The following is a 15,471-nucleotide window of genomic DNA, read 5'->3' on the forward strand; positions in this document are numbered from 1 at the left end:
GTCTGGGCGCAGCTTATTCCTCAACTTTCGTGAGCGAGGTCCGGCGGACTGGGGAAAGCGAGAACAGCCGCGCGGGTGTGGGGGTTTCGGATGGACTCACCAGGTGCAAGCCCTCACCATTCATTCGCTGCGGGTCGGCCTGTGCCGATTCGCCCCGATGATTGCTAAAAGCCATGATCCAGAAAACAATCGCGGCTAACGCAGGTTTCGTTCACCTGCATGTCCATTCGGCCTATTCGTTGTTGAAAGGCTCGATCAAGATCCAGAAACTGGCGGAGCTCGCCAGGGCGGATCACCAACCGGCATTGGCGCTCACTGATACCGACAATATGTTCGGTGCGCTGGAATTCTCCGACAAGGTCGCGGGCCAGGGCATTCAGCCGATCATCGGCTGTGAACTGGCAGTGGATTTCGGAGATCAGGACGCCAATGCGCGGAATGCGCTTCCACCCGCCCGAATCGTCCTGCTGGCGACTCGCGAGGTCGGTTATCGTAACTTGATGAGACTGAACTCCCGGGCGTTCCTCGAAACGCCGGTGCATTACAGCCCGCACATCAGTTGGGAGTGGCTTCGGGATGAGAACGAAGGTTTGATCGCCTTGACCGGCGGGCCGGAGGGCCCTGTGGCGTTGGCGTTCACCGCCGATCATTCAGCGCTTGCGATTGCTCGCTGCGATCAACTCGCCAAGATTTTCGGCGACCGGCTCTACGTGGAGTTGCAGCGTCATGGCCTGGACAAGGAACGGCGAGTCGAAGGTGCGTTGATCGACCTCGCTTATGCGAAGGGTCTTCCGCTGGTTGCAACCAACGAGCCGTATTTTGCCAGCTCCGATGATTATGAGGCCCATGACGCCTTGCTGTGTATCGCCGGCGGTCGCCTGGTTGCGGAGACCGAACGCGAGCAATTGACTTCCGATCATCGCTTCAAAACCCGCGCGGAAATGGCTGTCCTGTTTGCCGACATCCCCGAAGCGTTGTCGTCCACGGTTGAAATCGCAGAACGTTGCGCGTTCCGGCCCATGACACGCAAGCCGATCCTTCCGAACTTTACAGTGGCCTCCGACGCCGCCGCGGCGGACGGCAAAAACGATGAAGCTGCTGAATTGCGGCGGCAGGCGGAAGAGGGGCTTGCGAAGCGGCTGGCGGTGCACGGCGTCTCGACTGGAATGATGGAGACCGACTACCACGCGCGCCTTGGTTTTGAACTCGACGTCATCACTCGCATGAATTATGCGGGCTACTTCCTGATCGTTGCGGACTTCATCAAATACGCCAAGTCCGAGGGAATTCCAGTCGGGCCCGGACGTGGTTCCGGCGCCGGCTCATTGGTAGCCTATGCGCTCACGATCACCGATCTCGATCCGATCCGGTTCGGCCTGCTCTTCGAGCGTTTCCTCAATCCCGAACGCGTATCGATGCCGGACTTCGACATCGATTTCTGCCAGGAACGGCGCGGTGAGGTCATCGACTACGTGCAGAAGCGCTACGGTCGCGATCAGGTCGCGCAAATCATCACCTTTGGCACGCTACAGGCGCGGGGCGTGCTGCGCGACGTCGGCCGCGTCCTGCAGATGCCTTACGGTCAGGTGGATAAGCTCACCAAGCTGGTGCCGCAAAATCCCGCAGCGCCGGTCTCGTTGAAGCAGGCGATCGAAGGGGAGCCGAAGCTTCAAGCGTTTCGCGATGAGGATCCTGTGGTAGCGCGCGCGTTCGATATCGCCCAGCGCCTCGAGGGGCTGACACGTCACGCCTCGACCCATGCGGCGGGCATCGTGATCGGCGATCGCCCCTTGAGCGAACTCGTGCCGCTGTATCGCGATCCAAAGTCTGACATGCCGGTGACTCAGTTCAATATGAAGTGGGTGGAGCCGGCAGGCCTCGTGAAGTTCGACTTTCTCGGCCTGAAGACGCTGACCGTTCTTGACGTTGCGGTGAAGTTGCTAAAGCAGCGCAATATCCACGTCGATCTCGCTACACTGCCGCTCGATGATGCACCCAGCTACCAGATGCTGGCGCAAGGCGACGTGGTCGGCGTGTTTCAGGTTGAAAGCCAGGGTATGCGGCGAGCGCTGGTGGACATGCGCCCGGACCGTTTCGAGGACATCATCGCGCTGGTCGCGCTGTATCGGCCGGGGCCGATGGCGAATATTCCGACCTATTGCGCGCGCAAGCACGGCGAGGAGGAGGCGGAGTTTCTTCATCCAATGCTCGAGCCGATCCTGAAGGAAACCTTCGGCGTCATCATCTATCAGGAACAGGTCATGCAGATCGCCCAAGTTATGGCCGGCTACTCGCTCGGAGACGCCGACCTGTTGCGGCGGGCGATGGGCAAGAAAATCCGCGCGGAAATGGAAAAGCAACGCGCGATCTTCGTTGCCGGCTCCGTAAAAAGCGGCGTTCCCAAAGGCCAAGCGGAAACGATCTTTGAGCTGCTGGCGAAATTCGCTGATTACGGATTTAACAAAAGCCATGCGGCGGCCTATGCGCTCGTCTCCTATCAGACGGCGTATATGAAAGCGCATTTCCCCGTCGAATTTCTGGCGGCGTCAATGACGCTCGACATGAGCAACACCGACAAGCTTTCGGAATTTCGCGCGGAAGCCCACCGCCTGGGCATCAAGGTCGAAGCGCCGTCGGTCAACCGCTCTGGCGCGACCTTCGAGGTGAGCGAAGGCGTTATTTGTTATGCGCTGGCCGCGCTGAAAGGGGTTGGCGCACACGCGGTCGAACTGATCGTCGAAGCCCGCAAGAACGGCTTTTTCACCTCGCTGGCCGATTTCGCCGCCAGGGTGCCGCCACGCGCCATCAACAAGCGCGTGATCGAAAGCCTCGCAGCCGCCGGAGCGTTCGATGCGCTCGAGCCCAACCGCGCCCGCGTGTTCGCCGGCGCCGAGGCGATCCTGGCCGCGTGCCAGCGCAGTCACGAGGCAACGATACTCGGTCAGAATGATATGTTCGGCGGCATGGCGGACGCGCCCGACATCATGCTGCCTCGGGCGGAGGCTTGGCTGCCTGCTGATCGGCTGAGGCGCGAATATGAGGCGGTTGGATTTTTCCTCTCGGGACATCCGCTCGACGACTATGCGACAGCGCTAAAGCGGTTGCGCGTCCAGTCCTGGATCGAATTTTCCCGCGCGGTGAAGGCTGGTGCGACCGCCGGCAAGGTGGCCGCGACGGTGCTTTCGCGGACGGAGCGGCGAACCAAGACCGGTAATAAGATGGGCATCATCGGCCTGTCCGATCCGACCGGCCATTTCGAGGCGGTGCTGTTTTCAGAAGGTCTGGCGCTATTTCGGGACGTACTTGAGCCGGGAGCAGCAGTGCTGTTGCAACTCGACGCGGAGTTGCAGGGAGAGGATGTGCGGGCGCGGGTGTCCCGTGCCGAGCCGCTCGACGATGCCGCGGCCAAGACACAGAAGGGGCTGCGGATTTTCCTGCGCGATTCCAAGCCGCTCGAGTCGATCGAAAAGCGTCTCCTGGCAAACGAAAGCGGTGACCCGGCCGGGGCCGCCGGAGTTTCAGCGTCAAGGCAAGCCGGCGACGGTGACGTCTCGCTGGTGATGTTGCTGGACCTTGAAACGGAGGTGGAGATAAAGCTTCCGGGCCGCTTTCGGGTTTCGCCTCAGATCGCGGGCGCGATCAAGGCGGTGTCGGGGGTCGTGGACGTTCAGGCCGTCTGACCGGCCCGGGCAGCGCAGGCGGCGGGGTCGGATTGCCTTGCGTATAGCGGGTACCCTCGCTATACAGGCCGCATCTCACACGGAAACATGGCCTAAAAAGCCGTCCGGTGGCTGCCGGACCGCATTCCTTTTGGTTTGACGGTTCGGTCTGCTCACACGTTTCCGGAGGAACCAACCGGAGAATTTTACCATGGCGCTACCTGAATTCACCATGCGTCAGCTGCTTGAGGCTGGCGTTCATTTCGGTCACCAATCGCACCGCTGGAATCCGAAGATGGCGGAGTACATTTTCGGTGCGCGTAACAACATCCATATCATCGACCTCGCGCAGACCGTGCCGTTGCTGCACCGTGCGTTGCAGGCCGTCAGCGATACCGTTGCCAAGGGCGGCCGCATCCTGTTCGTCGGCACCAAGCGGCAGGCGCAGGACGGCGTCGCCGAGTCGGCGAAGCGCTCGGCGCAGTATTTCGTCAATTCGCGATGGCTGGGCGGCACGCTGACCAATTGGAAAACGATCTCCGGTTCGATCAAGCGGTTGCGCCATCTCGACGAGGTGCTCAATTCCGGCGATGCCAATGCCTACACCAAGAAGGAGCGGCTGACGCTGCAGCGCGAGCGCGACAAGCTCGATCGTTCGCTCGGCGGTATCAAGGACATGGGCGGTCTCCCCGATTTGATCTTCGTGATCGATACCAACAAGGAAGACATCGCGATCCAGGAAGCCCAGCGGCTGAACATTCCGGTCGCGGCGATCGTGGACACCAACTGCGATCCGAAAGGCATCACATATATCGTGCCCGGTAACGACGATGCGGGCCGCGCCATCAGCCTGTATTGCGACCTCATTGCCCGTGCGGCGATCGACGGCATTTCGCGGGCTCAGGGTGATTCCGGCATCGACGTCGGCGCCTCGGTTGCGCCGGTGCAGGAACAGCTTCCGGATGCCGCGCAGCCTGCCGGCTTCCAGGGGCTCGCCGGGCCGCGAGGCGTCGCCGACGATCTCAAGAAGCTCACGGGCGTGTCAGGGGCGATAGAGAAAAAATTCAACGATCTCGGCATCTTTCACTATTGGCAGCTTGCCGAGCTCGATCACGATACCGCGCACAGGATTGGCGAAGAAGTTGGCCTTCCAAGCCGGGCCGACGGCTGGGTTGCCCAGGCTAAGGCAATGACCGCCGAGGCCGAATAACGTGACGCGCGGGCGGTGTTGCGGCCGGCCGCTTCACACCTGATTTTCTGACTTGATCCCTGAATAGAGGTGGCGGGGGCAGTAAGCCGTCCCGCAATCTCCCGACAGGCAAAGGACATTACAGCAATGGCGACAATCACCGCGGCGATGGTCAAGGAGCTGCGCGAAACCACTGGCGTCGGCATGATGGATTGCAAGCAGGCGTTGACCGAAAACAACGGTGACATGCAGGCTGCGATTGACTGGCTGCGCAAGAAGGGACTTTCCAAGGCTGCCAAAAAGGCGGGGCGTGTGGCAGCCGAGGGCCTGATCGGCGTCGTTACCAGCGGCAACAAGGGTGTCGTCGTTGAAGTCAATTCGGAAACCGACTTCGTTGCGCGCAATGAGCAGTTTCAAGGATTGGTCAAAATGGTGGCGCAGGTCGCCCTTAGCGTCGGTGCCAATGTCGAGGTGATCAAGGCCGCCAAGGTTGGTAGCGCCACCGTGGAGACGGCGATCTCGGATGCCATCGCTACCATCGGTGAGAACATGACGTTGCGTCGCGCGGATTCGCTGGAGGTCGCCAAGGGGGTCGTCGCGAGCTATGTCCACAATGCCGTGATCGACGGTGCAGGCAAATTGGGGGTGATCGTCGCTCTTGAGTCCGCCGGTAATGCCGACGAGCTCGCAGCGCTTGGCCGCCAGATTGCGATGCATGTCGCGTCCACGAATCCGCTGGCCATCGATCCCGCGGGAGTCGACCCGGATGTCGTCACACGTGAGAAGGACGTCCTCGCTGACAAGTTTCGGCAACAAGGCAAGCCGGAAGCGATGATCGAGAAGATCACCGAGTCCGGCCTGAAGACCTTTTTCAAGGAACAGACGCTGCTGGAACAGCCGTTTATCTTCGACGACAAGAAGAGTGTTGGCCAGGCGCTTAAGGAAGCCGAGGGCAGGGTTGGGGCGCCTGTGAAGATTACAGGCTTTGTGCGCTATGCTCTCGGCGAAGGAATCGAGAAAGCCGATTCCGATTTTGCGGCCGAGGTTGCTGCGGCGGCCGGACAGGGCTGACGCCGGATCTGAGGCGGGACAGTCTGACTCGCGACGGAGCTAACGCATCATGGATCAGCCGGCCTACCGTCGTGTTGTCGTGAAGCTGTCGGGGGAATATCTGGCGGGTTCGCAATCTTTCGGCATCGATCAGCCCACCATCGATCGTATTGCCGGCGATCTGACCGCGGCCCGCGCGCTGGGAGCTGAAATCGCGGTCGTTGTCGGCGGAGGAAATATATTCCGGGGCGTCGAGGTATCGTCCCGCGGCGTCTCGCGTCCGACCGGCGATACGATGGGAATGCTTGCAACCGTCATGAACTGCCTTGCGCTCGAGGCCGCCCTCGAACGCCGCGGGCAGTCGGCGCGCGCCCTCTCTTCGTTTGTAATGCCCGAAGTCTGTGAGCTCTTCACCCGCCGTGCGGCGCACAAATATCTTGCAGAGAACCGAATTGTTCTGCTCGCGGGCGGAACCGGAAATCCTTATTTCACGACCGATACGACGGCGGTGCTTCGTGCCGCCGAGATCGGTGCGCAAGCCGTGCTCAAGGCGACCAACGTGGATGGCGTATATAGTGCCGATCCGAAGAAGGACCCGTCGGCGAAACGGTTCGAACGGTTAAGTCACTCGCAGGCGCTCGAAGGCGGCTATAAGGTCATGGATGCGACGGCTTTCGCGCTTGCTCGCGAGACGTCACTGCCTATCATTGTGTTCTCGATCGCCGAACCGGACTCTATCGGCGCCATCCTGAGGGGGACCGGCCGCGGGACGATCGTCGCAAGTTGATCCGTGGCGTCGGATCGGATGTAGTTCAGGCAAGTTCCAGATGGAGGGCACATGGCGTCGGAAAACTTCGATATCGGCGACTTGAAGCGGCGAATGCAGGGAGCGATACAGTCCCTCAAGCATGAACTGGGGGGCTTGCGGACCGGTCGGGCGTCGCCGTCAATGCTCGACCCGGTGCAAGTCGATGCCTATGGCAGCCACATGCCGTTGAATCAGGTTGCAACGATCAGTGTCCCCGAGCCGCGCCTGCTGTCGGTACAGGTATGGGACAGATCGATGGTGAAGGCTGTCGAGAAGGCGATCGTCGATTCTAACCTCGGACTGAGCCCGGCTACCGAGGGACAGGTATTGCGACTGCGTATCCCCGAACTTAACGAAGAGCGGCGCAAGGAATTGGTAAAGGTCGCGCACAAATATGCGGAGGCGGCCAAGGTGGCGGCTCGTCATGTGCGTCGCGACGGCTTGGATACGCTCAAGAAGCTCGAAAAGAATCACGAGATTTCCGAGGACGACGAGAAACGCCTGGCGAACGATGTTCAGAAGGCTACGGACGGCGTAATCTCCGAAATCGATCAGTTGCTGGCGGGCAAGGAAAAGGAAATCCTTACCGTTTAGCAGGATTGGACTGGCCTGATGTCGAATGCTGTTGCGCCTGCAATCGAGGGATCGGACCAATCCGATACACCGTTGCACGTTGCGATCATCATGGATGGCAACGGCCGATGGGCGGCCGCTCGAGGACTGCCGCGCGCGGAGGGTCATCGCCGCGGCGTCGAGGCGTTGAGGCGCGTGGTCCGTGCTGCAAGCGAATTGAACATCCTTTATCTGACCATTTTTTCATTCAGTTCCGAGAACTGGTCGCGGCCTCCGAGCGAGATCGGCGATCTCTTCGGCTTGCTGCGAAGGTTCGTCCGTAATGATCTGGCAACGCTGCACCGCGACGGAGTGCGGGTGCGAGTTATCGGCGAGCGTGCCGGGTTGGAGCCGGATATCTGCGCGCTGCTGACAGAGGCCGAGGACCTGACGAAGAACAACAACCGGCTTAATCTTGTCGTTGCATTCAACTATGGCTCGCGACAGGAAATCGCAAAGGCTGCCCAGCGCCTTGCTCGTGAAGTCGCTGACGGCAAGCGCGACCCGGCCACGGTCGATGCCGATACGCTGGGTCGATATCTCGACGCGCCGGACATTCCCGATCCTGACTTGATCATTCGCACAAGCGGCGAGCAGCGGCTGTCGAATTTCCTGATGTGGCAAGCGGCTTACAGTGAGTTTGTATTCGTCCCGATTCACTGGCCGGATTTCGACAGAACGGCGCTCGAAGGCGCGATCGCCGAATATGCCAGACGCGAACGACGCTTCGGCGGGCTGGCTGCGAAAGCCGGATCGTGATCATAGCTTTTCGAACGAAGTGGTTATCGGTCGCGTGAAGAAGCGCGCCAATCAAAATCATAGAGTCTGCATCATCCATCAGAAGCGGAAAGATTCTAGACTATAAGATGTTAGTTTGCCTTTGATTCCGAAGTTCGTATCAAAGGTTGCTAGCTAAGGACATTCGAACTTGGACTCGGGACATTAGTGTGAATCAGGATCAACTCGCGCCGGTTGCCGCAAGCGGATCGCGAAATCTCCGGACGCGTATCATTGCGGCATTGGTGCTTGCGCCAGCTGCGATTGCGATCGCATGGGCTGGCGGACCGCTATGGATAGGTCTTGTGACCCTCGCGGCCATCGGCATGTACGTCGAATGGCTGACGATCGTCGGCACCGCGCAGGAAAGGCGGACGGTTGTCGCAGGGATCGCAGCCCTCGTTGTCTCCAGCCTGTGCCTGGCGCTCGGATACGACGCGGTTTCGCTGGTTGTTCTCCTGATCGGCGCCGCGGTGGTCGCAGCGATGTCGCAACAGTTGCGGCTCTGGTCAGTCGGTGGATTCTGTTATGCGGCGGCTGCCGCATTCGCGGCGGTTCAGGTTCGCCTCGACGGCGAATACCGATTTGTCGCGTTGATGTTTGTGCTCCTGGTGGTGTGGGTGACGGACATCGGGGGATACTTCGCGGGCCGCGGAATCGGCGGACCCAAATTGTGGCCTCGCGTCAGTCCGAAGAAGACATGGGCGGGTGCGGCAGGCGGTTTCGTCGCGAGCCTTGCAGTTGCCGCCGGATTTTCGGCTTTTGGTTTTGGAAATCTGACGTCTTTGCTTTTCCTTGGGGCGGTTCTGTCAATCGTGTCGCAATCGGGCGATTTGTTTGAATCCGCGGTCAAAAGGCGATTCGGAGTCAAGGATTCCAGTCAGATCATTCCCGGTCACGGCGGCTTGCTCGATCGTCTCGACGGCTTTGTTGCGGCGATCGTGTTCGCCATGTTTTTCGGATTTCTGCTTGGCGATGCCAATGGCATCGGTCACGCTCTTATGGGTTGGTGAGGTATGAGTGCTGTTCCGTTGAAAAACGACAAGCCGGTTGAGGCTGGCGTCAGGACCGTGACGGTTCTGGGAGCGACCGGATCGATCGGCGACAGCACCATGGATTTGTTGCGCGGCGCGCCCGGCCGCTATCGGGTCGAGGCCCTAACCGCGAACTCCAATGTTGAAGGCCTTGTCAAGCTGGCGCGCGAATTCGACGCGCGGTTTGTGGCGGTCGCGGATACCGCTCGCTTTGGCGAATTAAAGGATGCGCTTGCTGGTAGCGGTATCGAGTGTGGTGTCGGCGAAAGCGCGATCATCGAGGCCGCTTCGCGTCCAGCCGACTGGCTGATGGCCGCGGTGAGCGGCGCGGCTGGACTGAAGCCCGCGCTTGCAGCCGTCGATCGAGGGACGACGATTGCGCTTGCGAACAAGGAATGCCTGGTCTGCGCCGGCGATTTCTTCATGCAGCGCGCCGCGAAGGCGGGAGCTTGCATCCTGCCAGCGGACTCCGAACACAATGCCTTGTTTCAGGCTCTGAGTTCGGGAAATCGCGATGAACTCACGCGCGTCATCATCACCGCGTCAGGAGGACCGTTTCGCACCTGGGCGGCAGCTGACATCGAGAAGGCGACGTTGGCGCAGGCGTTGAAGCACCCGAACTGGAGCATGGGACAGAAGATCACCATCGATTCAGCGTCGATGATGAACAAGGGGCTCGAAGTCATTGAGGCCGCCTGCCTGTTTGCGCTGACGCCGGACGAGATCGACGTCCTGGTTCACCCGCAATCGATCGTCCACGGCATGGTCGAGTTCTCAGACCGATCCGTCGTCGCTCAACTTGGCACCCCCGACATGCGGACGCCGATCGCACATTGCCTCGGTTGGCCGGAACGCATTGCGGGACCGGCGGCGAAGCTCGATCTCGCTAAAATCGGACAACTGACTTTCGAGGCGCCGGATTTCGCCCGATTCCCGGCGTTGCGGCTCGCTTATGATGCGCTGCGGACCGGAAATGGCGCAACCACGGTCTACAACGCTGCAAACGAGATCGCCGTCGCGGCGTTTATCGCTGAGAAGATCAGATTTGGCGCCATCGCACGCCTGGTCGAAGCCACCATGAATGGCTGGGTCCGGGCAGGAAATCTCGCGCCCTTGGCGTCGGCTGATGACGCCATCGCCGTTGACCATAACGCGCGAAATATGGCTGCTTCACTATTGCCTCAAATTGCCGCAAAGGCATCTTAGGCGTGGACGGGAACAGGGCCACCGGCACTGGACGAGGGAAACGGAATGGCCGATTTTTTTCTTAATAGTTTCAATATGCTAAGCTCAGGTTTGATTGGCTACATCGTTCCGTTCCTGTTTGTCCTCACCATCGTTGTTTTCTTTCACGAACTTGGCCATTTTCTCGTTGCGCGCTGGACGGGCGTGAAGGTGCTGACATTTTCCGTGGGCTTCGGACCCGAGCTGGCGGGCTTCAACGACAGGCACGGAACGCGCTGGAAGCTCTCCGCGATTCCCCTGGGCGGATACGTCAGGTTCTTTGGCGATGATTCCGAAGCCAGCAATCCCTCGAACGCGACCCTTGCCTCCATGACGGCGGAGGAGCGCGAGAGCAGCTTTCATCACAAGAAGGTTGGTCCGCGCGCCGCGATCGTTGCTGCCGGCCCCATCGCCAACTTTATCCTCGCGATTGTTATTTTCGCTAGCCTGTTGATGTTTCTCGGTAAGCCCAGCACGACAGCTCGCGTAGACGGGATACAGGCCGGCAGCGCCGCTGAAGCCGCCGGTTTCAAGGCCGGCGATATCGTGGCCGCGATCAATGGCGGTAAGATCGACAGCTTTTCTGACATGCAGCGGATCGTCGGCACCAGTGCCGGCGAGACGCTGACATTCGCAGTGAAGCGAGGCGATTCCATCATTGATCTCAAAGGAGTGCCGGAGCTCAAGGAGATCAAGGACCGGTTCGGAAACATTTACCGGATCGGCGTTCTCGGAATCACGCGCGCGACCTCGCCAGGGGACGTCACCAGGGAATATGTGAACCCGGCGGTGGCACTATGGTTGGGAGTTAAGGAAACCTGGTTCGTGGTCGACCGCACGATGGCTTATATCGGCGGGATTTTCACCGGGCGCGAGGCCGCCGACCAGGTTGGAGGACCGCTGCGGATTGCTCAGATTTCCGGGCAGGTAGCCACGATCGGCTTCGCTGAGTTGATCCATCTTGCCGCCGTTCTTTCCGTATCGATTGGACTGCTAAACCTGTTTCCGGTTCCGTTGCTGGATGGCGGGCACCTTTTATTTTACGCGGCGGAAGCCGTGCGGGGTCGGCCGATATCCGAGCGTGCGCAGGAAGTGGGTTTTCGAATCGGGCTGGGTCTGGTGTTGATGTTAATGGTTTTCGCCACCTACAACGATATTCTGCACCTGGCTGGATCGTGAGTCGTTCGCTCCAGGGCGGGATGAGCAAAAATTCTTCGCGGTTTTCCGCCCGCACGTCGCCCTGAAATTTCTTGGAATCGATCACGTTCGATTCTGGCTGAGGCTTAATCCAGGATCGTTGTGATTCGGGCGTGACTTATGGGCAACGTCTTGGAATTAAATTAGAATTGCACTGCGAATGGCCGTTTGCCACTGAAGGAAAATTGGCTACAAACAGCGCGAATGGGAATCTGCCGCCTGAGGGGGAACTGGGCGGCGTCAGAATTGATAAGGGCGCGTTGCGCATGAATGTTGGAATGCGAGTGTTAAGGGGGACATTGCTCGCCGCCCTGATTTCCATTGGCGTGCCGGTCGCCGCTGTGATGACCGTCCCACTCGTGTCGTCTCCCGCTGCCGCCCAGACGCTGTCGTCGATCTCCGTCGAGGGGAACCGCCGCGTCGAGTTGGATACGATCCGTTCCTATTTCAAGCCGGATGCCAGCGGGCGCCTTGACCAGGCCAGCATCGATGACGCCTTGAAAGCGCTGATCGAAACCGGCCTGTTTCAGGATGTCAGGATCAACCGGGTGGGGAACGGGCTGGTGGTCTCGGTCGTCGAGAATCCGGTCATCAACCGGGTTGCCTTCGAGGGCAACAAGAAGGTGAAGGACGATCAACTGAAGTCGGAAATCCAGTCCAAGCCGCGCGGTACGTTTTCCCGGCCGATGGTTCAGTCTGACGTCCGGCGAATCGTCGAAATCTATCGCCATTCCGGCCGCTACGATGTGCACGTCACACCCGAGTTCATCGAACAGCCCAACAACCGCGTCGATCTCATCTTCACGATCGCTGAAGGAGACAAGACCGGCATCGCCTCGATTGAGTTTATCGGCAACCAAGCCTTTTCGTCCTACCGGCTGAAGGACGTCATCAAGACGCACGAATCGAACTTCCTTAGCTTCCTCGGCGGAGGGGACACCTATGATCCCGACCGCGTCGAGGCCGACCGCGACTTGCTGCGCCGCTATTATCTGAAGCATGGCTATGCCGATGTTCAGATCATCGCCGCCCTGACCGAATACGATCCCGGTCGCCACGGGTTCCTCGTGACCTTCAAGATTGACGAAGGCCAGCAGTACCGCGTCGGATCGGTGGCGTTTGAGTCGTCGATTCCGACATTCGACGGAAATTCGATGCGCAGTTTTTCTCGTGTCAACGTCGGATCGCTCTACAACGCCGAAGCACTGGAGAAGTCCGTCGAAGAGATGCAAGTCGAAGCGTCGCGGCGCGGGTATGCTTTCGCCGTCGTGCGCCCGCGAGGCGATCGTAACTTCGATGCCCATACCGTCTCAATCGTATTCGCGATCGACGAGGGTCCGCGAACCTATATCGAGCGCATCAACGTCAGGGGCAACACACGGACGCGAGACTATGTGATCCGGCGTGAGTTCGATATTTCGGAGGGCGATGCCTACAATAGGTCGCTGGTAGATCGTGCGGAGCGCCGCCTGAAAAATCTCGACTTCTTCAAGACGGTCAAGATCACGACTGAGCCTGGCTCTTCAAGTGACCGCGTGATTCTCGACGTCGAGGTCGAAGACAAATCGACCGGTGATTTCTCGGTGTCCGGCGGCTTTTCGACGACCCAAGGCGCGCTTGCGGAAGTCAGCGTCTCCGAGCGCAATCTGCTCGGCCGTGGTCTGTATGCGAAGGCCTCGGTCCAATACGGGCAGTGGGCGAGGGGATACTCGCTGTCGTTTGTCGAGCCGTTCCTGCTGGATTATCGCGTCGCGCTCGGGCTCGACCTTTACCAGCGCGAACAACTCGCCAACCAATGGATTTCCTATAACATGAAGACGCTCGGATTCAGCCCGCGGCTGGGCTTCGGCCTGCGGGAGGATCTGACGCTGCAACTGCGTTATTCGATCTTCCAGCAGGAGATCGGCCTGCCGAGCGCTCTGCGGAACTGTAACAACAACTTCGGCGACCCGAACTACAATCCCTCGCCAGCGTTCATGAATGCCAATGGAGTGTGGGATGGTTCGAGCCTCGGCTGCTACTCCGATGGCGAGGCCTCTCTGCCGATCCGCCGGGAGCTGGAGCGCGGCCGGACGCTGACCTCGATGCTCGGCTACACGCTGACCTACAACACCCTCGATAACAACAAGAACCCGACCGCTGGTCTGCTGATCGATTTCAGGCAGGATTTTGCCGGCGTCGGCGGCGACGTCAAATACCTTAAGACGGCGCTCGACGCGAAGTACTATCAACCACTGGTCTCCGACATTGTCGGGCTGATCCATCTGCAAGGCGGTATTCTGAACAATGTCGGCGCCTATGCCGGTCAGAACGGAATCCGCATGCTGGATAACTTCCAGATGGGACCAAATCTGGTGCGAGGCTTCGCGCCGTACGGCATCGGTCCGCGCGATATCAATTTCCTGAGCACGAGGGATGCTTTGGGCGGCACCAAGTACTGGGGCGCGTCGGTCGAGTTGCAGATGCCGTTCTGGTTCATGCCGAAGGAAGTGGGTTTGAAGGGCGCCGTTTACGCGGATGCCGGCTCGCTCTGGGGCTACCAGGGACCAACGTCGTACGCACTGACCAATGAAATCAATGCGCCCGGCTGTGTGCGAAGCACGTCGAGCACCAGTCCGGGTACCTGCGCGGGTCTTCAATTTGACGACACCAATGTGGTCCGAAGCTCGGTCGGCGTCGGCTTGATCTGGCAGTCTCCGTTTGGCCCGCTTCGCTTCGACTACGCCGTGCCGATCACGAAGGGTCAGTACGACCGCGTGCAGGAGTTCAGGTTTGGCGGCGGAACCACGTTCTGAGCGTGACCACTGCGCGAACCGCGACGGATGGAATGACGCAACCGGCATTCTTTAAGCGGCCGCCGCCGCTGACTTTGGCGGAGATAGCCTCATCGACGGGAGCGCAGTTGGTCGATGCGTCCCGGAGCGACCTTCGGATTGTCGGCTTGGCCTCACTCGATCAGGCCGGCCCTATGCATCTCGCGTTTTTTGACAACCACAAATATACCGCGCAACTTGCGGCGACCAAGGCCGGCGCCTGTTTGGTCGGTCCGCGTTTCGAAGCTGATGTTCCGGCTCATGTGGCGGTTCTGCGCTCGAAAGCTCCGTTTCGTGCGTTCGTAAGCATCGCTCGTGATTTTCATGACGATGTGTTGCGGCCGCAGTCCTGGTTTGATAACGCGGCTATCGCTGCATCCGCCGTCATACATCCGTCTGCGCATCTCGAAGACGAAGTCGTGATCGATCCGTTGGCGGTGATCGGTCCGGAAGTGCAGATCGGGACTGGTTCGGTTATCGGTTCTGGTGCTGTGATTGGCCCAGGCGTCCGGATCGGCAGAAACTGCAACGTCGGTGCAGGAACGACGATTCAGGCTGCCTTTATCGGCAACAATGTTCTCATCCACCCGGGCTGCCATATCGGGCAGGACGGTTACGGTTTCATTTTCTTTGGCTCGGAAGGTCATGTGAAGGTCCCGCAGACCGGACGTGTGCTGATCCAGAATGATGTCGAAATCGGCGCGGGTACGACCATTGACCGCGGCAGCCTGCGCGACACCGTCATCGGAGAAGGAACAAAAATCGATAATCAGGTTCAGGTCGGGCACAACGTGACGATCGGCCGGCGTTGCCTGCTGGCGGCGCAGATCGGCCTGGCGGGCAGCCTGACGATCGGCGACAACGTGGCGCTGGGCGCCAAGGTCGGAATCAACAACCACCTTCACATCGGTGACGGCGCGCAGGTCACTGCCATGAGCGGGGTCAAGGACGATATCCCCCCGAACGGTCGCTGGGGCGGTTATTTCGCGAAACCGACCAAGCAATGGTACCGCGAACTTTTTGCAGTGGAGCGCCTGGCGCGCAATAGTGCTCCTAATGCCGGATCGGCCAAAGCCGCTCCGAAGGATTGAATTACCGAATGAAGGAT

11 protein-coding genes are annotated in these 15,471 nt (G+C 59.8%); all 11 read left to right on the plus strand.

Annotated features, from left to right (window positions below):
• The first annotated feature begins 173 nt into the window (after positions 1–173).
• Positions 174–3,680: a DNA polymerase III subunit alpha gene (gene dnaE, locus GGQ85_RS00480; protein ID WP_309772679.1), complete on the plus strand. Its 3,507-nt coding sequence runs from the start codon at positions 174–176 to the stop codon at positions 3,678–3,680.
• A 190-nt stretch (positions 3,681–3,870) separates the two neighbouring features.
• On the plus strand, positions 3,871–4,869 hold the full coding sequence (locus GGQ85_RS00485) for a 30S ribosomal protein S2 (RefSeq protein WP_079446657.1): 999 nt from the start codon (positions 3,871–3,873) through the stop codon (positions 4,867–4,869).
• A gap of 126 nt (positions 4,870–4,995) precedes the next feature.
• Positions 4,996–5,919, plus strand: coding sequence for a translation elongation factor Ts (gene tsf, locus GGQ85_RS00490; RefSeq protein ID WP_079446656.1), 924 nt, complete (start codon positions 4,996–4,998; stop codon positions 5,917–5,919).
• Positions 5,920–5,968: 49 nt separating this feature from the next.
• Positions 5,969–6,685 carry a UMP kinase gene (gene pyrH / locus GGQ85_RS00495; RefSeq protein ID WP_079446655.1) on the plus strand — a complete coding sequence of 239 codons (717 nt, stop codon included), beginning with the start codon at positions 5,969–5,971 and terminating at the stop codon, positions 6,683–6,685.
• Positions 6,686–6,736: 51 nt separating this feature from the next.
• The gene (gene frr, locus GGQ85_RS00500) at positions 6,737–7,300 is read left to right on the plus strand and encodes a ribosome recycling factor (RefSeq protein WP_079446654.1); all 564 of its coding nucleotides are present in this window, start codon (positions 6,737–6,739) and stop codon (positions 7,298–7,300) included.
• Between the two features lie 18 nt (positions 7,301–7,318).
• Positions 7,319–8,077 carry an isoprenyl transferase gene (locus GGQ85_RS00505; protein ID WP_079446653.1) on the plus strand — a complete coding sequence of 253 codons (759 nt, stop codon included), beginning with the start codon at positions 7,319–7,321 and terminating at the stop codon, positions 8,075–8,077.
• 188 nt (positions 8,078–8,265) lie between these two features.
• Positions 8,266–9,108 carry a phosphatidate cytidylyltransferase gene (locus GGQ85_RS00510; protein WP_309772686.1) on the plus strand — a complete coding sequence of 281 codons (843 nt, stop codon included), beginning with the start codon at positions 8,266–8,268 and terminating at the stop codon, positions 9,106–9,108.
• Positions 9,109–9,111: 3 nt separating this feature from the next.
• Positions 9,112–10,335 carry a 1-deoxy-D-xylulose-5-phosphate reductoisomerase gene (gene dxr, locus GGQ85_RS00515; RefSeq protein WP_309772688.1) on the plus strand — a complete coding sequence of 408 codons (1,224 nt, stop codon included), beginning with the start codon at positions 9,112–9,114 and terminating at the stop codon, positions 10,333–10,335.
• Between the two features lie 45 nt (positions 10,336–10,380).
• On the plus strand, positions 10,381–11,532 hold the full coding sequence (gene rseP / locus GGQ85_RS00520; protein WP_309772690.1) for an RIP metalloprotease RseP: 1,152 nt from the start codon (positions 10,381–10,383) through the stop codon (positions 11,530–11,532).
• Between the two features lie 284 nt (positions 11,533–11,816).
• Positions 11,817–14,345, plus strand: coding sequence for an outer membrane protein assembly factor BamA (gene bamA, locus GGQ85_RS00525; protein ID WP_309772692.1), 2,529 nt, complete (start codon positions 11,817–11,819; stop codon positions 14,343–14,345).
• Positions 14,346–14,377: 32 nt separating this feature from the next.
• Positions 14,378–15,454, plus strand: a complete 1,077-nt coding sequence (lpxD, locus tag GGQ85_RS00530) for a UDP-3-O-(3-hydroxymyristoyl)glucosamine N-acyltransferase (RefSeq protein WP_309772694.1) — start codon at positions 14,378–14,380, stop codon at positions 15,452–15,454.
• Positions 15,455–15,471: the final 17 nt, after the last annotated feature.

The sequence above is a fragment of the Nitrobacter vulgaris genome, assembly GCF_031453995.1.
GTDB lineage: Bacteria > Pseudomonadota > Alphaproteobacteria > Rhizobiales > Xanthobacteraceae > Nitrobacter > Nitrobacter vulgaris.